This window comes from Acetatifactor aquisgranensis, from assembly GCF_943193215.1.
Classification (GTDB): Bacteria; Bacillota; Clostridia; order Lachnospirales; family Lachnospiraceae; genus Acetatifactor; species Acetatifactor aquisgranensis.
This window is the reverse complement of the sequence record NZ_CALPDH010000005.1, coordinates 1-23,947: the sequence shown is the minus strand read 5'-3', so window position 1 is coordinate 23,947 and position 23,947 is coordinate 1. Positions and strand designations below refer to the sequence as shown.

At 53.9% G+C, this 23,947-nt stretch carries 20 protein-coding genes; 2 read left to right on the top strand and 18 right to left on the bottom strand.

The genetic code is table 11. The features are described from left to right. Positions 1-97: 97 nt before the first annotated feature. From NFS35_RS05690 to NFS35_RS05670, 5 genes are all read right to left on the bottom strand, one after another. Positions 98-1,801 (bottom strand): AAA family ATPase, encoded by a 1,704-nt coding sequence (locus NFS35_RS05690; protein WP_251206183.1) that lies wholly within the window; start codon positions 1,799-1,801, stop codon positions 98-100. A 133-nt stretch (positions 1,802-1,934) separates the two neighbouring features. Beyond that, positions 1,935-3,116: a PD-(D/E)XK nuclease family protein gene (locus NFS35_RS05685; RefSeq protein WP_251206182.1), complete on the bottom strand. Its 1,182-nt coding sequence runs from the start codon at positions 3,114-3,116 to the stop codon at positions 1,935-1,937. Between the two features lie 15 nt (positions 3,117-3,131). Continuing rightward, positions 3,132-3,269, bottom strand: a complete 138-nt coding sequence (locus tag NFS35_RS05680; RefSeq protein WP_251206181.1) for a hypothetical protein — start codon at positions 3,267-3,269, stop codon at positions 3,132-3,134. Then, a complete protein-coding gene (locus NFS35_RS05675) occupies positions 3,266-3,778 on the bottom strand; it encodes an AAA family ATPase (protein ID WP_251206180.1) in 513 nt (170 codons plus the stop codon). The genes NFS35_RS05680 and NFS35_RS05675 overlap by 4 nt, the downstream gene beginning before the upstream one ends. 74 nt (positions 3,779-3,852) lie before the next feature. Then, on the bottom strand, positions 3,853-5,574 hold the full coding sequence (locus NFS35_RS05670) for an AAA family ATPase (RefSeq protein ID WP_251206179.1): 1,722 nt from the start codon (positions 5,572-5,574) through the stop codon (positions 3,853-3,855). Positions 5,575-5,963: 389 nt separating this feature from the next. Between NFS35_RS05670 and NFS35_RS05665 the strand changes: the two genes are divergently transcribed. Continuing rightward, positions 5,964-7,109 carry a DNA (cytosine-5-)-methyltransferase gene (locus tag NFS35_RS05665; RefSeq protein ID WP_251206178.1) on the top strand — a complete coding sequence of 382 codons (1,146 nt, stop codon included), beginning with the start codon at positions 5,964-5,966 and terminating at the stop codon, positions 7,107-7,109. A gap of 120 nt (positions 7,110-7,229) precedes the next feature. On the opposite strand, the gene NFS35_RS05660 is transcribed toward NFS35_RS05665, so the two are convergent. The 9 genes from NFS35_RS05660 to asnS form a co-directional block, all read right to left on the bottom strand. Continuing rightward, entirely contained in the window at positions 7,230-7,496 is a 267-nt protein-coding gene (locus NFS35_RS05660) for a hypothetical protein (protein ID WP_251206177.1), read from the bottom strand. 421 nt (positions 7,497-7,917) lie between these two features. Then, positions 7,918-8,112 (bottom strand): hypothetical protein, encoded by a 195-nt coding sequence (locus tag NFS35_RS05655; RefSeq protein ID WP_251206176.1) that lies wholly within the window; start codon positions 8,110-8,112, stop codon positions 7,918-7,920. Then, the gene (locus NFS35_RS05650) at positions 8,109-9,239 is read right to left on the bottom strand and encodes a glycoside hydrolase family 27 protein (protein WP_251206175.1); all 1,131 of its coding nucleotides are present in this window, start codon (positions 9,237-9,239) and stop codon (positions 8,109-8,111) included. The genes NFS35_RS05655 and NFS35_RS05650 overlap by 4 nt, the downstream gene beginning before the upstream one ends. A gap of 122 nt (positions 9,240-9,361) precedes the next feature. Further along, entirely contained in the window at positions 9,362-10,810 is a 1,449-nt protein-coding gene (locus NFS35_RS05645) for a TrkH family potassium uptake protein (RefSeq protein ID WP_251206174.1), read from the bottom strand. 35 nt (positions 10,811-10,845) lie between these two features. Then, positions 10,846-12,204, bottom strand: coding sequence for a Trk system potassium transporter TrkA (gene trkA / locus NFS35_RS05640; protein WP_251206173.1), 1,359 nt, complete (start codon positions 12,202-12,204; stop codon positions 10,846-10,848). A gap of 184 nt (positions 12,205-12,388) precedes the next feature. Then, complete coding sequence (locus tag NFS35_RS05635) at positions 12,389-13,237, bottom strand: C40 family peptidase (protein ID WP_251206172.1); 849 nt, start codon at positions 13,235-13,237, stop codon at positions 12,389-12,391. Between the two features lie 87 nt (positions 13,238-13,324). Next, entirely contained in the window at positions 13,325-14,092 is a 768-nt protein-coding gene (locus NFS35_RS05630) for a serine hydrolase (RefSeq protein WP_251206171.1), read from the bottom strand. Positions 14,093-14,141: 49 nt separating this feature from the next. Further along, positions 14,142-15,488: a C40 family peptidase gene (locus tag NFS35_RS05625; RefSeq protein ID WP_251206170.1), complete on the bottom strand. Its 1,347-nt coding sequence runs from the start codon at positions 15,486-15,488 to the stop codon at positions 14,142-14,144. A 125-nt stretch (positions 15,489-15,613) separates the two neighbouring features. Next, positions 15,614-17,005, bottom strand: coding sequence for an asparagine--tRNA ligase (gene asnS, locus NFS35_RS05620; protein WP_251206169.1), 1,392 nt, complete (start codon positions 17,003-17,005; stop codon positions 15,614-15,616). A gap of 406 nt (positions 17,006-17,411) precedes the next feature. Between asnS and NFS35_RS05615 the strand changes: the two genes are divergently transcribed. Next, complete coding sequence (locus NFS35_RS05615; protein WP_251206168.1) at positions 17,412-17,885, top strand: YdgA family protein; 474 nt, start codon at positions 17,412-17,414, stop codon at positions 17,883-17,885. 147 nt (positions 17,886-18,032) lie between these two features. On the opposite strand, the gene NFS35_RS05610 is transcribed toward NFS35_RS05615, so the two are convergent. The 4 genes from NFS35_RS05610 to NFS35_RS05595 all read right to left on the bottom strand — a co-directional run bounded on the left by NFS35_RS05610 (position 18,033) and on the right by NFS35_RS05595 (position 23,764). Continuing rightward, positions 18,033-19,778, bottom strand: a complete 1,746-nt coding sequence (locus NFS35_RS05610) for a glycoside hydrolase family 35 protein (RefSeq protein WP_251206167.1) — start codon at positions 19,776-19,778, stop codon at positions 18,033-18,035. 247 nt (positions 19,779-20,025) lie between these two features. Then, a complete protein-coding gene (locus NFS35_RS05605) occupies positions 20,026-21,726 on the bottom strand; it encodes a DUF3502 domain-containing protein (RefSeq protein ID WP_251206166.1) in 1,701 nt (566 codons plus the stop codon). A 129-nt stretch (positions 21,727-21,855) separates the two neighbouring features. After that, the gene (locus NFS35_RS05600; RefSeq protein ID WP_251206165.1) at positions 21,856-22,779 is read right to left on the bottom strand and encodes a carbohydrate ABC transporter permease; all 924 of its coding nucleotides are present in this window, start codon (positions 22,777-22,779) and stop codon (positions 21,856-21,858) included. Between the two features lie 16 nt (positions 22,780-22,795). Next, positions 22,796-23,764 (bottom strand): ABC transporter permease, encoded by a 969-nt coding sequence (locus tag NFS35_RS05595; protein ID WP_251206164.1) that lies wholly within the window; start codon positions 23,762-23,764, stop codon positions 22,796-22,798. Between the last annotated feature and the right edge of the window lie 183 nt (positions 23,765-23,947).

Sequence of the window (23,947 nt, the reverse complement as noted above, 5' to 3'; positions counted from 1 at the left end):
TTCCCAGTTCGCCTCAAACTTTTCTGACGCGAATGATGGATAATGATAAAACAGAGTTTTGCCCTGGAACTTCCTAAATACAAAATCTCCTGAAACCTTACTCCGCCCGTTTCCCCAACCGCACCTCGCAGTCCTTCCGGTAAAAGGAAATTCCATAGCAGCCGATTTTCCGGTACCCTTCCGTCTGCAGTTCTTCCATGTACTTTTTATCGTATACCTGCCGGAGGGCCTTTTCCGCATCGGTCTCCAAGTCATGGATGCTGTCCGAGACCTTTAGTTCCAGCACAAATGCCTTCCCCCGCAGGGACGGGCTCCTCACGCAAATGTCCGAACGCCCATTACCCGATTCCCGATTGGACTTCACCAGGTAATCCTGGCTCTGGCTTAGGATTCCGGCCAGGAATCCGTGATAGAAGTTCTCCGCGCTGTCATAGAAGCTGATGGTGGAAAAAAGCTGGCCGCTTAAGATTTCTCCCATCTTTTCCGCGTCCCCATCTTCCATGGCCCGGTACAAGTCCTGGAAATCCTGCTTCTCTATCCTCTTTCTAAACCACCCCAGAATCGTGTTCTGGTAGATTGTCTTCACCTCTGTATTGGGGATGCGCACCCGCAGAAAGACCGATGAATCGCTGAAATCTTCACTTTTTTTCGTCAAATATCCGGTGAAATAGAGAAAATTCCACAGATTCTCGCCACTGGCCTGCATATCCCCATAAGTGACCTCTTCATGCACCTGTATCTCCAGGGTCCCGCCCTTTAAAAGCGTCTCAATCTGCCCCTGTGCCTCACGGTCAGCTCTGGCAATCATATCCTTTATGATGTCGTTGGAGCTGGTATTGATCCAATAGGGACGCGGGAAAGCATCAACCTTCGCATACAAATCAAACATATAATTGATGACGCTCCATGGATTATAGACTTCCGTATCGCCAAAAGTGTATCCGTCATACCATTCTTTCATAGTCGGAAAACGTTTCTCCACGCCATAATATTCCATCATCTGCAGCACCTCGGATTCCGTGAACCCAAAATGCTCGCTGTACCTCTGGTCAAGCACCGAAATAATCCTTAAATGGTTCAGTCCCGTGAAAATACTCTCTTTCGAGACCCGCAGACAGCCTGTAATCACCGCAAACTGCAGATGGTCATTGGTCTTCAGCCCCGCCTCGAACAGCGAGCGGATGAAACCCACCATCTCCTCGTAAAATCCGCTGAAATACGCATTCTCCAGCGGTACATCGTACTCGTCGATCAACAGGATAGTATTTTTCCCCGTAATCTTGAACATACATCTGCAGAACAGCTTCAGCGAGCCCCGCAGCTGCCTTTCGTCCGCCCTCTCTTCCGCGATGCACAAATACTGCTCATACTCATTGGGAGCCAGACATTCCCTGCCCCGTTCCACCATAGCCCTGTGCCTGTCAAATTCACATGCGATTTCTGACCGCATCATGTAGCAGGCGGTGTCGTAATCTTCCTGTTTCGCCGATTTCAGCGTCAGGTTGAGCACGGGACAGCTTCCGCACTGATTCGTATATTCCTCCCCGGCCTCCATGATTTTCAGGCCCTGAAAAAGCGCCCTGTTCCGCGCATTCTGTTCCGCATCTCCGGTATCCTCAAAAAAGTACCGGAGCATGCTGAGATTCAGCGTCTTCCCGAAGCGCCTGGGGCGGGTGAACAGGTTCACTTTCCCTCTTAAATCCAACAACTCTTTTATAAACATGGTTTTATCTATATAGCAATATCCCGTTTTAATGATATCCGAAAAACTGTCTACTCCTATCGGCAATGGTTTTTTCATCGCTACACCTCCTCGTTCAGTCATCTATCACAATCTTCTTTCAAGCATCCCTTTCGTTTCACCAAATACAGCTTCGCACCTACATCACATTATACCCTATCCTATTCGATTCCACAATCAACTATTTATGCTATCACGACACATACTGAAGCAGGGGATTCAATGCATTTTTGAAAACAGCTAATCCTATGTACTCGCTCTGTACATCCATTTCGTCTATAAGCTCCAGCACGGAATCGCTGTTCTCCTTGAAATTCAGTTTCTCTCCCCTTGTATTCTCAATATAATACCATAAAGTATAGGGGCTCTGCTTCAGCTTCGGCAATTCCAATGCCCTTATCCTTTCCAGCCAGGTATGATAAAATTTAGGGAACAGCTTTTCTGTATCAGCCAATGGGATGAACCTATTCTCTGACTGCTCCACAAAACCAAAGCAGCCATATAGACAATAATCTATTGCCAGCTCAAATACAAAACAATATGTCTTTTTCCTGTATTCAATCCGGTCGATATAAACATCCACACAATCCGAATAAACAATTGTTTCCATATGGCTTTTCTTTTTTAAAACATCCCCCACATTCCGAAACAAATCCTCGGTGACCTCTTCCATCTTTTTCTCAAAACTGTCCCTGATGAGCAATGCCGCTTTTGCCATTTCCGTACTCGCCAGTAAATCCTTCACGTCCATCCCCTCGTCACCCCAGCCAGTCATATGCCTGACCGCCGCATCATATTGTTTCAAAAAAGTGTATCTGCAGCTGCCTTCCCTGGCCGTGTCCATGCACCTTTGAAGCCAGTCCAGGATTTCCTTCCGAAAGCTGATCAGGAAAAGCCTTTGCCTGTCCATACCGCCTACGCTCTGTCTGTCCGGCGCGCTCCCATTTAATGTCAGATAATATATGCGGTACGCCTTTCCTTTTTTCCTGCAGAACATATCATATCGCTCCAGCTGTCTCTCCCCGTCCCCGGCATCAATCTTCATCTCAATCGCCGCACAGAACTTCTCGGATTCCATTACAAAGTCTATCCTTCCCTCCTCAAAGGCCTGCTCCCGGCACACCCGCCATGGGCCACCGATATATTGCTCAGGTATCTGAATCTCCCGCAAGAAAAATTTCAGAAAATCATTTTCCCCATCTTCGTCATAAGTCCTGTCCAACAGAAAATATATGATTTTAGAATGAACATGCGTCTCATCACGTTCTTCACCAATCGCAGCCAGAATGTTGTAGGCCGGAGTCTCCTGGGCCATATGTTTTTTTCTTCTTTCACATACTGTTTTTAATAAGTTCTCTATTCCATCGTTATCCATATTTTCTCCGATGTCTCACCCATTCCCCTCAAATCTCTCTATCCTGCAATGATGCTGCCTTTTTCCGGCGGGAGCCTCTTCCTCCCCATGGACAGTATCCGCAATCAGCTGCCCGCTCTCCCTGACCCGTCTGAGGGTATCGTCCCATTTCACCTGCCGGATAGCCTGGGCGAATTCCAGCCGAATCTCCTCATTGGGAATGCGATAATCATGATGAATTTATTCCCTGTTATCTCTACCGCATTGGCCAGCGTTGCCACGAATCCTTCCACCACCTCCAGCTGCGGATACTGTTCTTTCAATTCGCGGACTACAGTTCTCTTCACATAGGCCACCCTGTCGCCTGCCGCCGCTTCTCCGATGATTCCTGTCATATCCAGGTAAATCACGTCATGCTGATTCAGATGCTCCCGGTACCCCGCATCACAGGCAATGGACAAATCCCCGAACAGCTGCGACGAATCACAGGTCTTGTCATAATAGGCACATAACATTTTGGCCGCGAACGATTTCCCGAAACGGCGCGGTCTGCTGATACAGGTCAGACACCTGGGTGTATCCAGTGTCTGATTGACCAGCCTTATCAACCCTGATTTGTCCACATAGACACCGTTCCGGATTCTGACAAATCCACTGTTACCCGGATTCAAATAAACTCCCATCGTCCGTCCTCCCTCCCGAACGCTTCCTGCATTCCAGGCAGAATCTCCTCACAGCCATTCCGCCATATCTGCACTTAATCCGCCCGTTTCCCCAACCGCACCTCGCAGTCTTTCCGGTAAAAGGAAATTCCATAGCAGCCGATTTTCCGGTATCCTTCCGTCTGCAGTTCTTCCATGTACTTTTTATCGTACACCTGCCGGAGGGCCTTTTCCGCATCGGTCTCCAGGTCATGGATGCTGTCCGAGACCTTTAGTTCCAGCACAAATGCCTTCCCCCGCAGGGACGGGCTTCTCACGCAAATGTCCGAACGCCCATTACCCGATTCCCGATTGGACTTCACCAGGTAATCCTGGCTCTGGCTTAGGATTCCGGCCAGGAATCCGTGATAGAAGTTCTCCGCGGAATGCTTTTCTTCCGTGTTGTCGTAGAAGCTGATGGTGGAGAAAAGCTGGCCGCTTAAGATTTCCCCCATCTTTTCCGCGTCCCCGTCCTCCATGGCCCGGTACAAGTCCTGGAAATCCTGCTTCTCTATCCTCTTTCGGAACCACCCCAGAATCGTGCTCTGATAGATTGTCTTCACTTCCGTATTGGGGATGCGCACCTGCAGAAAGACCGATGAATCGCTGAAATTCTCACTTTTTTTCGTCAAATATCCGGTGAAATAGAGGAAATTCCACAGATTCTCGCCTCTGGCCTGCATATCCCCATAAGTGACCTCTTCATGCACCTGTATCTCCAGGGTTCCGCCTTTTAAAAGCGTCTCAATCTGCCCCTGTACCTCACGGTCAGCCTTGGCTATCATGTCCTTTATGATATCATTGGAGCTGGTGTTGATCCAATAGGGGCGCGGGAAAGCATTGATATCTGCGTCTAAATCATACAGAAATTTAATGACGCTCCACGGATTATAGACCTCTGTATTCCCAAACATATATCCGTCATACCATTGTTTCATAGTCGGGAAACGGCTTTCCACCCCATAATAAGCCATAATCTGCAGCACCTCAGATTCTATGAACCCAAAATGCTCACTATATTTCTTGTCCAGAACAGAGATAATGTTCAAATGATTTAAGCCAGTAAAAATGCTTTCTTTTGAAACCCGCAGACAGCCTGTAATCACCGCAAACTGCAGATAGTCATTGGTCTTCAGCCCCGCCTCGAACAGCGAGCGGACGAGACCCACCATCTCCCTGTAAAATCCGCAAAAATACGCATTCTCCAACGGCACATCGTACTCGTCGATGAGCAGGATAGTATTTTTCCCCGTAATCTTGAACATACATCTGCAGAACAGCTTCAGCGAGCTCCTCAGCAGCTTTTCGTCCGCCCTCTCTTCCGCGATGCTCAAGTACTGCTCATACTCATGGGGCGCCAGACATTCCCTGCCCTGTTCCACTATATTCCTGTGCCTGTCAAATTCAGATGCAATCTCAGACCGTATCATGTAGCAGGCAGTGTCGTAATCTTCCTGTTTCGCCGATTTCAGCGTCAGGTTGAGCACAGGACAGCTCCCGCACTGATTCGTATATTCTTCCCCGGCCTCCATGATTTTCAGGCCCTGAAAAAGCGCCCTGTTCCGCGCATTCTTTTCCGCATCTCCGGTATCCTCAAAAAAGTACCGGAGCATGCTGAGGTTCAGCGTCTTGCCGAAGCGCCTGGGGCGGGTGAACAGGTTCACTCCTCCCTTGAAGTCTAGCAATTGTTTTATCAACATAGTTTTATCGATATAACAATATCCGTCTTTTATTACCCTTTCAAAATTATCTACTCCTATCGGCAATGGTTTTTTCATCACTGCACCTCCTCCAACCTCTTATCACGGTTTTCCGTCTCATCCATCCCTCTCAACTCTCTATTCTGCAATGTGCAGCCTTTTCCCGGCGGGAGCCTCTTTCGAATAACTGATGCCCACCAGCAGAATCTCCCCGCCATGCCCTGTTCATCCTCTCGGAACCGCCGCCATAAGTCCGGCAGACAAGGCTATTATACCTTATCCTACGGAATTTCACAATCAGTTATTCGCCCGCGCGTCCACCTTCCGCCCCAGTCCTGCCGCGTCCCCTCTCCACTCTCCCCATCAGAGAACCGATTCTCCGTCTCATCTGAATACAACAGCCGGAATTCCTGATATAATACAGGAAAGCAACACAACAGACGCCACATTTTACAAGGAGGACACATATGAGCACAATTCACTTACGCATTGCGGATTTACGGAGACAGAAAAGGCTGACCCAGCAGGAACTGGCGGACGCCATGGGCGTATCCTTCCAGACAATCAGCAAATGGGAGACGCAGGCCACCATGCCCGACATCTCCGTGCTGCCATCGCTGGCGGAATATTTCCAGGTGTCCACAGACCAGCTGCTGGGCCTGAAGCCCCTGGACGGGGAAGGGTACGCCCCGGAGCAGTCCGGCACGAAAGATTTCTGGAACCATCGGCTGGACTATCTCCTGCGGACGCGGAAACGGTTCTGGAACGAGGACTATGCCCGTTTCCTGGTCTCACAGGTGTGGAACATCCGCGAGCCCGTCTCCATGCTGGACTGCGGGTGCGGATACGGCTTCTTAGGGCTGCTGTTCCTCCCTTTCCTGCCGGAGGGAAGCGCCTACACGGGAATCGACTTTGCGGAAAACCTAATCCAGGAGGGAAAACAGCTTTTTGCCAGGCAGAACCTGAAAGCAGACTTCCTCTGCAAGAATGTCTGCGAACACTCCGCGGAAAGCCAATACGACCTGGTGATATGCCAGGCAGTCCTCAGGCACATAGACGACCCCGAAGCTTTCCTCCGTAAGATGGTCTCCTTCGCAAAGCCAGGCGCATATGTGGTCTGTGTGGATGTGAACAGGGAATTCGAAAGCTGCGGGCTGTATGTGGACGGCATGGACTATCAGGAGCTGTGCCGCCATGAAGGCCTGGAGAAGAAGTGGCAGACCGAGCTTGCCATGCAGGGACGGGATTATTCCGCCGCCATCAAGGCCGCGCATATCATGCAGAAACTGGGTCTCGTGGACGTGGACGTCAGGATGAATGACAAGGTAGAGTTCGTCACCCCGAAGCTTGAGAACTATGAGGAAGCCAAAGAGGATTTCATCCAGTCCAACAATTGGGCATCCTGCAGGGATCCGGAGGCGGAGGAGGGCCTGATCCTCCATCTGCTGACCCACGGCCTGTCGCGCCCGGAGGCCGAAGCCTGCTGCCGCCGGGACAGGAAGATTGCGGACTACTTTTCCTCCCATCCCGGGGCCGGGTATACCTTCGCCAGAGGCCTGATGATATCCTATGGGAGAAAGACAGAAACATTCTCTCCGGATTCTCCAGGATGACCCTCTCCATCTCCCGGCGCAGCGTATCCGCGGCTTCTTTCTGGCAGGGGCTCTGCCGTCCGGTAAGCGCGGCATGCTCCTCCCGAATCAGAGCTTCCGGATGCATGTATGTCCTTTTCATCATCCCTGTCCCCACTGTAAACGAAAAAAGGCGATGACCCGGACGCAGTCCGTGTGCCTTACCGATACCTGGAAATCGATTGTCTGCCTTGTGTCCGATGCAGCCGCATCCTCAAATATCTCCGACAGCTTTTCCTCCTCCCCTTGCAGGAATGTATCGATATAAGCCTGATAGACACGCTCTGCCGCCGTATTTCTACCGCTGTCCGACAGTTCCTCCGCCTCTCCCAGCTCTGTATTTTCATAGATGTCGGACACGATTTCCAATAAGGGCCGCGCCTCGATTTCTCACCAGCGTTCTCACCCGCCATCTTCCAATGCAGCCCGCTGCATTCGTTTCCAGGATTTTGAAATTTAACGCCGTATAATAGAAAAAACTGATGAGCGGATACCATGTAAAAGCTGATTTATGGCAAAGCAGTCTTTCTTTCCGATATTTCCCGTTCTGGAGGCCAGCTTCACCTTATTTTGGATGATATAACCGCAAAATGCCGAAAAATCCTGGCAGATAACTGCCGCCTCCTTTTCCCTTTCTTTCAAATCACCATTCGTTTTCCACTCCGTCCGTACTCTCTCTTCATTTGTCCTCCGTCTTCTCGTGCGCAGCCGCACGCCGCATTTTCCTGTCGTCTATCCGTTCCATTCCTGAAAAAGGGCCTGACCGTTCCGGCCAAGCCCCGTTTTCAATCTACACGAACAGGGTACATCCCTGCGCCTTAAACTGCTCAATCTTCCTGTCAATCTCCTCCACCGACACATCCAGCTTCGCCGCAAGGCATGTCCTGCACAAGAAACTTGTGCTTCCGCGGTTTACGAATTTTTTATAGGCGCCGATTTCATTAAAGGTAAGCGCTTTCCCGCACTCCTCACAGCCGCTTCTCACAGGCTGACCACCTTGGCGCGTATCATGGCGCAGTCAAAGGGCGCCAGCTCCCTGATCATGGTGGCGTTCTTCACTTCCACTTTGTCACCCGTCCAGAGCTCCGTCGCCTCCAGGGTCCTGCCTGTGCTGAAAGGAAGCCCCACTTCATCCAGGTTCAGCCTGGCCACTGCCTTCTCCTCGCTTAAGTTGAACATTCCGATGCACAAATCTCCGTTCTCCAGCTGCCTGGAATACAGAAGCAGATCCTCGCCCGGCCATGTGCCCGCCAGCTTCACCGGCTGGCGGCAGAGCCTGTCCTGATTGATGCGGATGATTTCCTCATTGCCCAATATGTTCAGCGCCTCTTCGCTCATATCTCGGATATCGCAGCCGATCATCAGGGGAGAGCCCATGAAAGCCCAGATGGAGAAATGGGTCTTGTACTGGACATCCGTACAGCCTTTCAGCCCCACATTTCCCTTGCCGTACATGCCCACTATCAGCATGTCCATATCATTGAAGCAGCCCACGCCATTGTAGGGATGCAGCTTTTCCTGCTGGCGGGTCAATGTCTTGACGGAGTCCCAGGAATCAAAGATATCCCCTGTGGAACGCCACATGGACGCCCCTGTGGTCTTGATCCATTCATGGGTCTCGTCCACGCCCCAGGAACAGGCGGAGAACAGGATGTCCCGTCCGCAGTTCTCCAGGGCAAGCCCCATGCGCCGGTACAAGTACTTTCCGGGGATGATGGGGCTGTGGTAGCAGTAGTCATACTTCAGGAAGTCCACGCCCCACTCCGCGAAAGTCTCCGCGTCTATGAACTCGTGCTCAAAGCTGCCCGGATATCCGGCACAGGTCAGATTCCCCGCGCAGGAATACATGCCGAACTTAAGCCCTTTGGAATGCACATAATCCGCCACTGCTTTCATGCCCTGGGGGAACTTCTCAGGATCCGCCACCAGGCGCTCTTTGGCGTCCCTCTCTTTCAGCGACCAGCAGTCGTCAATGACCAGGTACTCGTAGCCTTTCTCCGGCAGGCCTTTTTCCACCATGGCGTCCGCCGTGTCGAAAATCAGCTGCTCATTGATGTTCGCCCCAAAAGTGTTCCAGGAATTCCATCCCATGGGTGGTGTCAGTTTTACCATTTTTTGCCCTCCTTATGCTCTTTCCGTTTTGAAACCATTCTCTGTAAATCCAGTGTAAAGCCATTCCCGGCGAATAGCAATAGAAATCGGAAAAACAGTCATCGCTCTTTACGATTTTTCTCTTAGCGATGCTTCCATGTGGACCTGCTCAACAGTATCAGCATGGGGAAAATCTCCAGTCTTCCCGCCAGCATATCCCATGTGAGCACAATCTTGGAGAAATCACTGTAAGCTCCATAGTTACAAGTCGGCCCCACCGCATCGAAGCCGGGTCCGATATTGTTGAAGCAGGCCAGTACCGCCGACAGATTGCTGGTGATGGAAAAGCCGTCCACTGAAATCAGCAGAAAGCTCAGTATAATCGCAATCATGTATGCTGCCAGATAGGCATTGGTATTCTGCAGTATCTTCTCGTCCACCGCATGGCCGTTGAGCCGCACCACCTGCACTTTCTGGGGATGCACCACCTGGCGCACGCTCCTGTGCAGGCTCTTCGCCACCAGCAGCGCCCGGCCGCATTTGAAGCCGCCGCCCGTGCTGCCCGCGCTGGCCCCCAGAATCATCAGGCTCAGCAAAATGGCCTTGGACAGCCCCGGCCAAAGTTCATAGTCCGTGGTGGCAAATCCCGTGGTGGTCATGATGGTCGCCACCTGGAAAGAGGCATGCCGCACGGTCTCCTCCAAAGTGGCGTAGAACCCCCTCAGATTCCATACGATAATCAGGATGCTGCCCAATACCACTCCCAGATACAGCCGCAGCTCCTCATCCTTCAGCACGCTCTTCACCTGTTTCACCAGGAGCAGATAATAGCAGCTGAAGTTCACCCCGCACAGCAGCATGAACACTGTGCAGACATTCTGGATATAGGGGCTGTAGCCGGCCATGCTGTCATTCTTGACCCCAAAGCCTCCCGTCCCCACGGTTCCGAACGCCGTGCACACCGCCTCGAACAGGGGCATGTCCCCCAGCAGCAGGAATATCACGTCCAGCACTGTCAGCAGGATATAAATCAGATACAGAATCGTGGCCGTCTTGCGCATCTTGGGCACGAGCTTTCCCACGTTAGGGCCCGGGCTCTCCGCCCGCAGCAGATGCATGGTAAAACCGTTGCCCCCCGAGGAGGAGATGGCCAGCAGGAACACCAGCACCCCCATGCCCCCCAGCCAATGGCTGAAGCTCCTCCAATACAGGATTCCCCTGGGCACATCCTCCACCGCCGGCAGGATGGAGGCTCCGGTGGTGGTAAAGCCCGACACGATTTCAAAGAGCGCGTCAATGTAGTTGGGCATCACTCCGGAGAGGAAAAAGGGCAGACAGCCCAACAGGCTCATGGCGATCCAGCTCAGGCCCACGCAGGCCAGCCCCTCCTTGGCGTAGAATTTTTTCTGGGAGCCCCTGCCGAACCATGATAGCCCCCCTGCCGCCACAAGGAGCGCCCCCAGGCTCCACATGAAAGCCGTCACCGCGGCAAATTCCCTCTCCCACAGGCTTATCAGCATCGCCGGTACCATAAATACGGCTTCCACCAGGAGAATCCTGCCGATAAATTTCCCCATCATCTTATAGTTCATGTCTACTTTTCAACCCATCCTTGCCCGAAATCATTTTATTCAAAAATATCGTTCAGCTGGTAAATAGTCCTCTCCCTGCCGGTGACGACATAGACGATATCACCTACATTAAAGTACGAATCGCCGTTCGGAATTTCCATCTTGGCCCCTTTGGAAATGCACACAACCAGCACGCCCTTTTTCAGCTTCAGGGTCTTCAGGGGCTTGCCGCAGTTGCGCGTCCCCTCGTCTGCATGGAACTCCATGGCCTCCGCCTGTCCGTCCGCTATGGTGTGCACCGTCAGGGCCGCGCCCGTCTGGTTCTTCATGGCTCTCACATACTGTACGATGGTATTGCAGCACAGCTCCTTGGGGCTGATGACGCTGCCCAGGGACAGATTGCCCAAAAGATCCGTATTTTCAATATGCCCCAGCTTCGTGATCACCTGCGGGACGCCGCAGCGGATGCCGTAGAGGGAGATAATCATATTCAGTTCGTCCATTCCTGTCAGTGTAGCCAGCGCGTCACATCCGGAAATGCCCTCGCTCTCCAGCAGGAACTGGCTGCTGGAATCCCCCTGTATGATACAGGCGGAGGGAAGCATGGTGGCCATCTGTCTGCAGCGGCCCGGATTCTGCTCCACAATCTGTACCTGGATGCCGCTGTTCTGGAGCTGCTTGGCCAGATAGTAGCTGACGCGCCCTCCGCCGCACAGCATCACCCGCTTTACTTTATGGGTGACTATCCCCAAGTTCTTCAGCAAGATAGTCAGGGTATTGGTGAAAGCCGTCACATAGATGCGGTCCCCCTCCCGGAGCACGAAATTGCCGCCCGGCGCCACCGCCTTGCCGTCCCGCAGCACGGCGCAGACCAGGGTCTTACATTTCACGATGCTGTCCATATCATTCAGGGCCACATCTTTGAGCTTGCTGCGGCCGTCTATCCGCAGCTCCACGATTTCCACCCGCCCCTTGGTGAAAGTGTCACGCTTGAGGAAGCCCGGGTATTTCAGAAGGCGCTCCATCTCCGTGGCCGCCTGCCTCTCCGGGTTCACTACCATGGACAGGGCGAACATATTGCGCATGACATAGACCTGGTTGGTATATTCCGGATTGCACACCCTGGCGATGGTGTGGATATTGGCATTCAGGCCGTGGGCCGTCATGCAGCACAGCAGGTTCACCTCGTCCGCCCCCGCCATGGCAATCAGCAGATCCGCGTCCTTTACCCCCGCCTGCAGCAGCACCTCCATGGAGGCGCAGTTCCCGTGCACCACCATGATGTCATAGCGCTCCTCGCTGGATTCCAGTACATTCAGATTGGAATCGATCAATGTCAGGTCATCCCCCTCGGCGGCCAGCTGACGGGTCAGCGCAGCCCCCATCTTGCCATTGCCGGCAATAATTATCTTCATGGACATCAAACCTCATTTCCTCTTACTTATACTGCTTAACGATTTCACTTGCCATGAAACCAGACTGCATAACGCTGACTGGTTCAATCGCATGATTACATCAGGCAGCATTCAGCGTTATGCAGTATATATCCCAATTCAGCAATCCCACTATCCTCTGCGAAACCGTCAATCCTTATGGGAATCATACAAAAATACTCCCCACCCGCTCCAGCTGCCGGAGTAAATCCTCCCTGAAGTCCTCATGGGCAGGATTCAGGCTGTTTATGACTACGCCGTCGTCTCCATCTCTCCCGGTGGAATGGATATACCTGTCATCTCCGATATACATAGCGATGTGCCCTGGAAAATACAGCAGGTCTCCCGGCTTTTTTTCCTCCATGGGAATCTCATGCAGCGCGAAAGTGTCCACATATCCGGCGTTTCGGTAGATATAGACCCCGCAGAGCATATAGCACATACTGGTCAGGCCCGAGCAGTCTATGCCCAGAGTGCTCTTTCCGCCCCAGCGGTACTGGGTGCCCAGATACCCTCTTGCCATCTCCACCAGCCTCTCGCGGAAAGCGTTCTCGTCTGTGGTGAACTGCGTTTCGTAATAGGAGCCAAGAAATTTCTCCTTTGTGTAGCCCCGCCTGCCGTCCGCCAGCTCTACACAGACCCAGCCCTTTTCCCCTGTGTCCTGCTCTCTGTGCGCCAGCAGCCTGCCGCCTCTGGTCACGGACTCCATGCACACGCCCTGTACCCGCGGCTCGGAAAGGACGTCCGCGTACCTTTGCATGACCACGCACAGCTGTCCGCCCTCCCATGCCTTCACGCGGCTTTCATCCAATATCAAGTCTTCCTTTTTACAGTATCCGGTATACCGGTAAGGTGTGCGCACGGACATCCACGGAGTCCTTTCTCCCTCTTCCGCGTCCGCCGTCTCCTCCAACACCTCCACCACCATGCCGTACAGAAGCTCGTCATCCAGTGTCATACGGGAGGATGGCCGCTCCCGCAGAGACACTATCGTCTTTCCTGCAATCGCTTTCATAATTCCTCGCATTCCGCCGCCCTCAGGCGCTTTAACTCACATACCAAAGAGTTGTACGCCGCGCCCTCCTGCCGTCTCAGAACATCTCTACACGCTTCCCTGGCAGAGCTGCCAGGCGATATCCTGCATGAACCTGTTAAAGGCCGGACAGTCCGTCTCATTCCCCATGCAGCACAGCACAAAAGGCTCCCTTGCATAGAGAATGCCCACATCGTGGGTGATTCCGTCATCCTCCCCCGTCTTGTGAGCCATCACGATTCCGTCCCGGAAACGGAACGGGAATTTCCCATTCAGCCTCTGGGCCTTTAAAATATCCAGCATGTCCGCTGACGCCTCCGAATCCACCATCTGTCCCCGGTACATCTTCTCCAGCATATCCGCAATCTCCACTGCGGTCACATAGTTCTGGACGCCCCTGTCGGAGGCCTCCTTATCGAAGAGCAGCCTGTTCACCTGCAGCGTCTCATAGCCCATGCCGCGCAGATCCTCATTAATCCTGTCCATCCCGCCCAGAAGCCTGATCAGGATATTGGTGGCGGAATTATCGCTCAGGATGATCATGAGATTACAGAGATCCTCATAGGTCACTTCCAGCCCCGCATGCATCCGATTCAAACAGCCACAGGAGGGCCTTTTATCTCCCTCCTGCAGCACATATTTCTCTTCTTTCGCATGTTCTCCCGTCCTGATCTGGCGGAAAGCCTCCACCAAAATGGGAATTTTGATGACGCTGGCCGCCATCATAGGAGTCCGCTCTCTGATGCCGATTGTAGCGCCAGTGACCAGATTCCTGTAATATACACAGGTCTTACCGGGGATTTCTTTCAGTAACCCCTCGATATCCTCTTTCTCCATCTTCTCTCCTATCGGATTTTCTTTACGCGAAAATCCGGTCCCCCTCTTGTTAGTTGACGATTCTGCGAACCGCCACGATGGTCCTGTACTGGGCGTTGCTGATTTTGATGCCTCCTGTGGGGTAGGGGGCGCTGTTGCTGGCATGGACTATCTGCCCATTGCCGATATACAGCCCCACATGGCCGGTATAGCAGACAATATCCCCGGGCTGGGCGTTCTCATAGCTCACTCCCACGCCGGCGTTCTCCTGCTGATAGGAGGTCCTGGGAAGCTGATAGCCGAAGTCGGCATATACACGGTAGACGAAGCCGGAGCAGTCCGCCCCGCCCGTCAGGCTGGTGCCGCCCATCACATAGGGATTGCCCACGAACTGACAGGCATAGTTTGCCACCTGCTGCCCCAGGCCGCTGCCGCCTCCGCCCGCAGGTGCAGAGGGCGCGGATGTCCCGCCTCCGGAGGAAGTCCCGCCTCCCGCGCTGCCTGCATTGCCGCCGTTCCCCGCAGTACCGGTGCCTGCATTGCCGCTCTGCAGCTTTCTGAGCGCCTCCTGATCCTGCTTCAAAAGCTCCTTTGCCGTGGCGGCGGCAGCCCTGGCCTGCCTGATTTCCTCGTCGTAGTTGGCGGATTCCTGCTTCTTCTTCGCCAGCATGCCGTCCAGATAGGACTTCTGCTGCTGCAGTCCCGCCTTGTCCGCCTCCAGCTGCTGCTTGTCCGATGCCAGCTGCTCTCTGTCCGCCACCAGCCGCACCTTGTCGTCCTCCAGCGTCGCCTTTTCTTCCACCAGCAAATCCCACAGGTCATGCACCTGGTTCTTTACCGTGATGTATTCCTCCAATACCTCGTTCTCGTATTCGCTTACTTTCTCCAGACGGTCCATCTGGTTCAGGATATCCGCCAGGCCCTTTCCCGCCAACAGCGCGTCCAGATAGGACTCCTCCCCGCGCTCATAAATCATCCGGGCGCAGATGGCCATATTCTCCCGCTGGGTCTCCTCTCTGACTACAGCGGCGTCGTACTCCGCCTGGGTCTGCTCAATCTGCAGCTCTTTCTGGACGATTTCTTCCTCCTTGGCGGCGATTTCATTCTCCTTGGCGGCAAGCTCGCTCTCCTTGGCGGCAAGCTGATCCTCCATGACCCCGATGCTGGCCATGGTATTGCTCAGCTCCGCGTTGAAATCGTCAATCTGCTCCTGCAGAATCTCCTGCTGGGTCTCCAGGGCCGTGACTTTATTATTGGCATTGTTCAGGTCATTCGTATGCTGATTGATCTGGCCCTGCACTTCGCCGACACTGGTAGCCTCCGCTGTCAGAGACTGCGAGATGCCTGTCCCCAGCAGCACAGCCGTCAGGCCTCCGATTAGTATAAAATTCAGAAATGTTTTCAGTCTTTTTCTCATAAACCCGGCATACCCTGCTTTCGTGCGCTTCAGCGCACATGGAATCAAATTTTGACATGATGCTCTTGCGTGTCAACATCATACCACATTCCGTGGCTTTTTTCATCCTCTAAAACCTTAAGATATTATAAATCGCAGTTCTTCACCGTTCTGGGGAATGGCACCACATCCCGGATATTCCCCATGCCGGTCAGGTACATCACGCAGCGCTCGAAGCCCAGGCCGAAGCCCGCGTGCCGCACGGAGCCGAACCTCCGCAGATCCAGATAGAAGCCGTAGTCCTCCTTGTTCAGCCCGAGCTCCTCCATCCGCTTCTCCAGAAGCTCCAGCTTATCCTCCCTCTGGCTGCCGCCGATGATTTCCCCTATGCCGGGCACCAGGCAGTCCATGGCCGCCACCGTCTTGCCGTCCTCGTTCAGCTTCATATAGAACGCCTTGATTTCCTTGGGGTAATCCGTCACGAAAACCGGGCGCTTGAACACTTCCTCCGTGAGGTAACGCTCATGCTCCGTCTGCAGATCGCAGCCCCAGCTCACCTTGTAGTCGAAGGCCTCATTGTGCTTCGACAGGATATCGATGGCCTCGGTGTAGGTCACATGGGCGAAATCGGAGCTCGCCACAGATCTAAGGCGCTCCAACAGCCCCTTGTCCACAAACTGGTTGAAGAAAGCCATCTCCTCCGGCGCGTTCTCACACACAAACCGGATGATGTACTTCAGCATGCTCTCCGCCAGCAGCATGTCGTCCTTCAAATCGGCGAAGGCCATCTCCGGCTCGATCATCCAGAACTCCGCCGCGTGGCGGGTGGTGTTGGAATTCTCCGCCCGGAAGGTGGGGCCGAAAGTATATACGTTTTTAAAAGCAAACGCGTACGTTTCTACATTCAGCTGGCCGCTTACCGTCAGATTGGTGGATTTTCCGAAGAAATCCTGGGAAAAGTCCACCTGGCCGTCCTCTGTCTTCGGAATATTGTTCAGATCCATGGTGGTCACCTGGAACATCTCCCCCGCGCCCTCGCAGTCGCTGCCCGTGATCAGGGGCGTATGCACATACACGAATCCCCTCTCCATGAAAAAGCTGTGGATGGCGTAGGCAATCAGCGAGCGCACCCGGAACACTGCCTGGAATGTATTGGTCCTGGGGCGCAGGTGGGATATGGTGCGCAGGTACTCGAAAGTATGCCGCTTCTTCTGCAAAGGATAATCCGCCGAGGACGGCCCCTCCACCACTGCCTCCAGCGCCTGCATCTCAAAGGGCTGCTTGGCGTTCGGCGTCTCCACGATCCTACCTCTTATAATCAGAGCAGCGCCCACATTGGTCCTGCACAGCTCCTGGAAATTGGCAAGCCTGTCCCCATACACCACCTGCAGAGGCTCGAAAAAGGTTCCGTCGTTGATCATCAGGAATCCGAAATTCTTGGAATCCCGGTTGCTCCTGACCCAGCCTCCAATGGTCACTTCCCTGCCAATGTACTCACCGCGGTTGCGGTAAAGCTCTTTAATGTCTGTCAATTCCATAATTTCCTCATTTCCGCGCGTCCCGCGCGCTGATTTCGTTTACTTTCCGTACAGCCCGTAAGCCCCGCCCTCCCGCGGCCGCCTCTGCCCCTCCGGAGCACATGGCCGGTATGCGTCGGTCACAGGCGCTGGCCCATTACAGACTATAGCCTTAATTTTGAATTATACCACATATTTAGTTGCTTATCCATAGCTATCTGTGCTAAAATGAAAAACAGACAAAAAGACGTTACTGTTCACAGGTGCCTCCGCGAAGTGTTTTCGTGCGCATTATGCACGAAAATCACGAGACAGCAAGCGCCAAAATGAGCGTACTTTGCTCATTTTGTGTGCATCATGTTGCTGTGAGCGGCGAAGCCGTGAGCAGTAACAAAAAGACAATCTTACGCAAGGAGGCCCATTGTTTATGAACCCATGGATAATTGTATTGATCGTGGTCGCGGTGCTGGCCGCGCTAATCGCCGTGCTGTATTTCCTCGGAAGGAAAGCCCAGAAGAAGCAGGCCGAACAGCAGGAGATGCTGGAGGCCAACAAGCAGACCGTCTCGATGCTGATCATCGACAAGAAACGGATGCGGCTCAAGGACGCGGGGCTGCCCCAGATGGTCTTAGACCAGACGCCGAAGCTCATGCGCCGCTCCAAGCTCCCCATCGTCAAGGTCAAGGTGGGGCCCCAGATCATGTCCCTGATCTGCGATGAGAAAATCTTCGATTCCGTGCCCGTGAAGAAGGAGGTCAAGGCTGTAGTCAGCGGCATCTACGTACTCAGCGTCCGGGGGCTCCACGGCAAGGTCGAGGCGCCTCCCGCCAAGAAGAAGAGCCGTTTCAGACGTGCTCTGGAAGCCGCCCAGGAAAAGGCCGGCGCGAAGCCCCTGAAATAATGGCAGTCTGAATTATTCTCATTTGGTCCGAATTCAGGAATGAAACGGTGCGGCCCCGAGAGGGCCGCACCGTTTTCTTTCAACCAATCTCCATAATCATCATCCCTGTGCGGCCATGTCGATGCCCGGCATGGCCATTCGTCTCCGTCATCCTATGTCCGGCTCGCCTTGCAGCGCGATGGTGCCCGGGGCCTTCCCCTCCGTCTCGAAGAGGATGATTTCGTTCTCCCCCTCTCTCAGCAGGGGGCCGGGGATGTAGAGCCGCTTCTGAGGCCCTATCTCCCAGAATCTTCCTATATTAAATCCGTTCACGAAGGCGCAGCCCTTCCCCCATCCTTCGAAGTCAAGGAAGGTGTCCCCGATCTCCTCCACGTTGAAGACGAAACGGTAGAACGCCGGCGTGCCGGGCAGATACTCCCGGTCAAAGTCCACCTTGTCCACATTGTCCAGGGGCAGCGGATACTGCACCCAGTGGTTGTGCATATGCCCGTTGATCTGCACGCACTGGTCGATGCCCTTGCGCTGGCGCTCCATGTAGGGGCCGAAGTTCACCCGGCCCATGTTCTCCATGAGGATGTCCAGCCTGGCGTCCCGCCGGGCTGGCAGGTTCAGCTCCCGCTCCTTCAGAAGCTCCCTGTCGTACAATGTGGCTACAAGCTTGTCATCCAGCAGGATGTCCGCCCTGTCGTTTGCACCCCAGAGCCTGATTTTTTCCAGGTTCTCCTCCGTGTGCAGCGTGGTGCGGTAAAGGATGTAGCCGTAGTTCTGGCCCAGACGCTCCATGGACTGGGGCCAGACGCTCTCCGTCCCTTTGCTGATGCTGTCCAAAGTGGACACCAGGCTCACCTTTTCGCAGGCCTCCAGCGTACCGTATGATTTCCTGCGGATTTCCGTGGAGAACTCCATCTCCGGCAGCACAGCGTATTTCCCGATGACTTCCCGGTAGCGGCGGTACTTCTCCGTAATCCGGCCGTCCTCGGTGAGCACCGCGTCATAGTCGTAGGAGGTCACGTCCGGGGTCAGCTCGTCATAATAGTTGGAGCCGTTCATGAAGCCGAAATTGGTGCCGCCCTCGAACATGTAGATGTTCACATGGCCCAGCTCCAGCATCTTGTCCAGATCCTTTACGCTCTCCTCCAGGTTGCCCCGCATATGGCCCCCGTTGCCCCAGTGGTCGAACCAGCCCACCCAGAACTCCGTGCACATCAGAGGCCCGCCCTCCGTGTACTGGCGCAGCGTCCCGAAGCGCTCCTCGGTCCTGGAGCCGAAGTTCCCCGTGGGCAAGGCGCCCGGAAGCTTCCCTCCGTTCAGGCTCTCCGGGAAAGGGCCGTCCGATGTCACCAAAGGCACCTCCACGCCGCCCCGGCGCATCAGCTTCCTGATTTCCTCCAGGTAGCCGCGGTCATTGGCGTAATAGCCATACTCGTTCTCCACCTGCATCAGGATGACGGGGCCTCCCTTGGTGCACTGCCAGGGGGTGAGCTTCGGGAGCAGCACCTTGTAATACTCCTCCACATGCCGCAGGAAGGGGCCATAGCTCACCCGCAGCCGCATGCCGTCCTCTCGGAGCAGCCAGGCGGGCAGACCGCCGAACTCCCACTCCGCGCAGATGTAGGGGGAGGGCCTGACGATCACATACAGGCCCAGCTCCCGGGCCAGCCGGATGAATCCCTCGATGTCCAGCATCCCCTGGAAGCGAAACTGCCCCTTCTCCTGCTCGTGCATGTTCCAGGGGATGTAGGTCTCCACCGTGTTGCAGCCCATACTCTTAAGCTTCTCCAGCCTGTCCCGCCAGTACTGCGGCACGATCCGGAAATAGTGCACCGCGCCGGAGATGATCCGGACGGGCTCTCCGTCCAGATAGAAATTGTCCCTGATTTCAAATGTGCTCATAATAACCTCTCATTCCATCGCAATCTTATAACTTCATAGTACCTCTTTTAAAACAGATACTTGCTGATACCGGTTTCAAATGAAGTATACCATATCATGGCAGAAATGACAAGAACAGGGACTTTGCTACATGTTCGCCAAAAAGGGAGCACCTCCCCCTCTCGGCTTCGGCGCTCCCTCCCATGTACATTTTGCATTCCGTTCCGGCTTTGGCAGAGGAATCCCCTCTGCTTTCAGCATATCCGGCTTATTGATACACTTCGCTGATCTGTCTCTGCAGCTCCTCTGTGACCTCATTGATGCCGGCGGCTTCCAGGGCAGCCTGGTACTCAGCTACAATCTCCTCAGCGGTTCCGGAGTACTTACCGAACGCGATCTGCTTCATGTAGTTGGTGTGTACCTCGTTGATGTTTGAAATCTGTCCCTCGATGGAATCCACCTCAGGCACGAACAGGCCGTACTGATAAGGAATCTTAATCTTGTCGTACTCTGCGTACATAGCGTCAATCTTGTCCCAATCCCTGGTAGCGTCCCTTACCTCCAGGTCGTCGTTACGTCCCCACCAGAAGTTGGTCATGCCGTTGATGTTGTCGGTGTCGCTGTTGTAGCCTTCAGGGATGACCCTCAGGCCCTCGTCATTGGTATCCCATGACACGCCCTTGATACCATAGTTGAACAGGGTATAGCAGTCGGGATCGTTCCTCAGCAGGTCATATACCATCAGAGCCCTCTCAGGGTTGGCGCTGCCTGCGGACACGGCCATTGCGCCGTGGGTAATGGAAAGGGCCACTACATTCTGGGTCTCCTCGCCGAAGTAGAAGAAACCGCTTTCAGCATTCTCGTCCTCCTGATAGATCTTGTTGGCCTCGGTATGGCTTACCAGGTCGGTCCAGGTCTGGGTATGGTGCTGCTCTGCGGCGACCTTGCCGATGCGGTAGTCGTCACGGTTGGTGGATGTGGTGTTGTTCAGCACGTCGGTCTTCCATACGCCGATTTCGTCCCACTCCTTCATCATCTTCGCGAACTCCACCAGGGAATCCGTGTCGGTCATGTAAGGAGAATAGATGGTGTAGGGATCGTCCTTGGTGCCGCCCCACATAGCGCCGGAGTTGATGCCCTCGATGGCGATATAGTTGGAATGGGAAGAAATCCAGCCGCCCACCATGGTGGCATACTGGGTACCGTCGGAATCCCAGGGGGTGATGTCGGCCTTGTTCTCTTTCACCCACTTAAAGTAGGTGGTCATGTCCTCCCAGCTGTGCACGCCGTCAGCCAATCCTGCTTCCTTCGCCCAGTCCAGACGATAGGTGAAGCCGTGGTTGGTCCACTGCGCGTAATTGTCCTCAGGAATCAGGTAAATCTCACCGTTGTATTTGCACATCTCCCAGTTCTCAGCGGGAATGCTGGCCCATGTCTTGGGCGCATAGGTCTGCAGCATCTCCTCGGACAGCTCTATGAAAGCGCCGTTCTTGGAGTTCGGCCATGCATCCAGCCAGTCGGAAGCGGTGCCTACCAGGTCTACGGTGCCGTCCATACGGGCCAGTGTCAGGTTGTAGTTGGAAAGATAATCCGTCCAGGAAATGTAGTAGATTTCCAGCTCCGCGTTCACCTTCTCGGTGAGGATCGCGTTCAGCTCTGCCATCATCTCGTCCAGACGCTCCTTGGCTTCTCCAGAGGGCGCGTCGCCTGTGGTCATGTAGTTGATGACGACATGCTCGGAGGTGTCGATATCCCCGCCGGCCGCCTCTTCGCCGCCTGCTGACTCTTCCTCGGCAGAGGACTCCTCTTCTCCCGCGTCAGAAGCGTCAGAAGACTCGGAAGACTCTTCCGCGCTGCTCTCCTCACTGGATTCAGCGGGCGCGGAGCTCTGCGTGTCGCCACCGCCGCAGGCCGTCATGCCCAGAACCATCGTTGCGGCAAGCAATGCCGCAATTACTTTCTTTTTCATCTTTTTTCCTCCATTTCATTATGGTTTTATAGATAACTCCCGGGGGCCTTATGGGGCTCCCGCAGGAGCTATTTATCATTATCCTCTCCGATTTCTCTCAAATTTGCGCTATCCGGACACGTCTCGGCGTCAGCCCTTCACCGCGCCTACGGTAATGCCGCTGATGAAGTACTTCTGCACGAAGGGATACAGCAGCACGATAGGGCCGGTGGCCAGCACCGCGTTGGCCATCTTCACGGTCTCCTGAGGGATGTCCGCCAGGTTGATGTACTGCCCTGCCACAGAGTTCTTCAGCGCCTCGTTCTTGTTCACAATCTCGTACAGCGTATACTGCAGGGGCTTCACAGCCACCTTGGAGCTTAAGAACAGCGAGGACTGGTACCACTCGTTCCAGTAGCTCAGAGCCAGGAACAGGCCGATGGTGGCCAGGGCAGGCTTGAGCATAGGCAGAATCAATGAGGTGAATATCTTGAAGTCCCCGGCCCCGTCTATCTTGCCCGACTCCGTAATCTCGTGGGGGATAGCCTTCACGAAGTTCTTCATCAATATGATCAGCCAGGGCGACATCAGCAGGGGCAGCGCCACCGCCAGATAGTTGTCCGTCAGGTGGTAGGTCTGGGTCATCAGCAGGTAGTAAGGCGCAAGACCTGCCTGGAACAGGCTGGTAAAGTAGATGAAGAACGAAATCCCGTTCCGGAAGGAGAAGTCCTTCCTCTGCAGCGCGTAGCCCGTCATGGAGATGATGGACAGGCCCACGGTAGTCCCCAGCGCCGTCATCAATATGGTCAGCAGGTAGGACTTCCAGATGCCGCCGCTCTTGGTGACCATTTTATAGGCCTCCAGGCTGAACTCGCTGGGGATAATCTGTACCCCTTCCGCCCGGACCACGGACTCGCTGGCGAAGGACGTGCCTATGATGACCAGGAAAGGCACGATACAGCAGATCGCGTAAAACGTGACGAATGCATATCCGAAGCCTCTGATTATCTTATCTGATGTGCCAAGCTTCACCTTGGCACCGGATTCCATTAAGTCTTTGTCTTGGTTTGCCATTTTTCTCCTCCTTCCTTTAGAACAGCGAATAGTCGGGATCAATCTTCTTCACGATGGTGTTCACCGCCATGACGATTACAAAGCCGATCACGGACTGGTACAGGCCTACGGCAGATGCTCTGGAGAAGTTGAACTCTGCCACGGTAGCGCGGTACACATAGGTCTCGATGATGTCCGTGGTGCTGTACAGCAGCGGGTTGGTGCCCACCACGTTATAGAACAGACCGAAGTTGCCTTTCACGATGCCGCCCAGTGCGAAGAGCAGCAGTACCACTATCGTAGGCTTTAAGCTGGGAAGAAGTATGTAGCGTATCCTCTGGAAGCCGTTGGCTCCGTCCACCTTCGCCGCCTCCATCATCTCGGCGTCGATGCCGCAGATGGCCGCGAAATAGACCACGGAGTTGTATCCCGTCTGCTGCCACAGATAGATGATGACCAGCAGCACCGGCCACACCCCCGGCGTGGAATAGGGCTGCCACAGCGACTCTTCAGCCACCCCCAGGTTCCTCAGGATTCCGTTCACAAGGCCGGTATCATAGTTCAGCAGATAGAAGACCAGGATGCCCACCAGTACCTGAGAGATAAAGTAGGGAAGGAACATCACTGTCTGGGAGGCTTTCTTGAACCACTTGCTCTGTATCTCGTTCAGCAGGATTGCCACGAACACCGCCAGAAAATTGCCCAGCAGGATGAACGCCAGATTGTACAGAACCGTGTTCTTGGTCAGCTCCAGCAGTTTCCCCGAAGTGGCCAGAAACTCGAAATTATCCAGTCCGATGAATTTGCTTCCGAATATACCGTCCCGGTAGTTGTACTTGACGAAAGCTACCCAGATGCCCGGCAAGGGCGCATAACTAAAGGCGATAAAGTAGATGATTGCCGGCAGGCACATAAGAATCAGTATGCGATGCCTGACAATCTTTTCCCACAGTGTAAGCTGCTTCACTTGAACCGCGGGTTTTGATTCCTGCTTGTTTTTGGACATGTGCTCTCACTCTCCCATTCCTGTTTTAATGTAAACAGATTGCTTGTTCTGCAATCGGTTTCATGCTTTTAGGGTATCATTATAATTGAAAAATGTCAATATGTATGGTGTTAGTCAGCAAATGGGTCGGTAAAGTTATATGGCCAGTAAACCAGATTCTCTTACGTCCCTGTTGCTATGGTA

Excerpts from the sequence above, each read along its gene's own strand:
- asnS (WP_251206169.1), bottom strand. The coding sequence starts at position 17,005 with ATGGAATTGACAGACATTAAAGAGCTTTACCGCAACCGCGGTGAGTAC.
- NFS35_RS05665 (WP_251206178.1), top strand. The coding sequence starts at position 5,964 with ATGAGCACAATTCACTTACGCATTGCGGATTTACGGAGACAGAAAAGG.
- NFS35_RS05635 (WP_251206172.1), bottom strand. The coding sequence starts at position 13,237 with ATGAAAGCGATTGCAGGAAAGACGATAGTGTCTCTGCGGGAGCGGCCA.
- NFS35_RS05630 (WP_251206171.1), bottom strand. The coding sequence starts at position 14,092 with ATGGAGAAAGAGGATATCGAGGGGTTACTGAAAGAAATCCCCGGTAAG.
- NFS35_RS05670 (WP_251206179.1), bottom strand. The coding sequence starts at position 5,574 with ATGAAAAAACCATTGCCGATAGGAGTAGATAATTTTGAAAGGGTAATA.
- NFS35_RS05690 (WP_251206183.1), bottom strand. The coding sequence starts at position 1,801 with ATGAAAAAACCATTGCCGATAGGAGTAGACAGTTTTTCGGATATCATT.
- NFS35_RS05605 (WP_251206166.1), bottom strand. The coding sequence starts at position 21,726 with ATGAAAAAGAAAGTAATTGCGGCATTGCTTGCCGCAACGATGGTTCTG.
- NFS35_RS05645 (WP_251206174.1), bottom strand. The coding sequence starts at position 10,810 with ATGAACTATAAGATGATGGGGAAATTTATCGGCAGGATTCTCCTGGTG.
- NFS35_RS05610 (WP_251206167.1), bottom strand. The coding sequence starts at position 19,778 with ATGAGCACATTTGAAATCAGGGACAATTTCTATCTGGACGGAGAGCCC.
- NFS35_RS05625 (WP_251206170.1), bottom strand. The coding sequence starts at position 15,488 with ATGAGAAAAAGACTGAAAACATTTCTGAATTTTATACTAATCGGAGGC.
- NFS35_RS05615 (WP_251206168.1), top strand. The coding sequence starts at position 17,412 with ATGAACCCATGGATAATTGTATTGATCGTGGTCGCGGTGCTGGCCGCG.
- NFS35_RS05675 (WP_251206180.1), bottom strand. The coding sequence starts at position 3,778 with ATGGGAGTTTATTTGAATCCGGGTAACAGTGGATTTGTCAGAATCCGG.
- NFS35_RS05600 (WP_251206165.1), bottom strand. The coding sequence starts at position 22,779 with ATGGCAAACCAAGACAAAGACTTAATGGAATCCGGTGCCAAGGTGAAG.
- NFS35_RS05595 (WP_251206164.1), bottom strand. The coding sequence starts at position 23,764 with ATGTCCAAAAACAAGCAGGAATCAAAACCCGCGGTTCAAGTGAAGCAG.
- NFS35_RS05685 (WP_251206182.1), bottom strand. The coding sequence starts at position 3,116 with ATGGATAACGATGGAATAGAGAACTTATTAAAAACAGTATGTGAAAGA.
- NFS35_RS05650 (WP_251206175.1), bottom strand. The coding sequence starts at position 9,239 with ATGGTAAAACTGACACCACCCATGGGATGGAATTCCTGGAACACTTTT.
- trkA (WP_251206173.1), bottom strand. The coding sequence starts at position 12,204 with ATGAAGATAATTATTGCCGGCAATGGCAAGATGGGGGCTGCGCTGACC.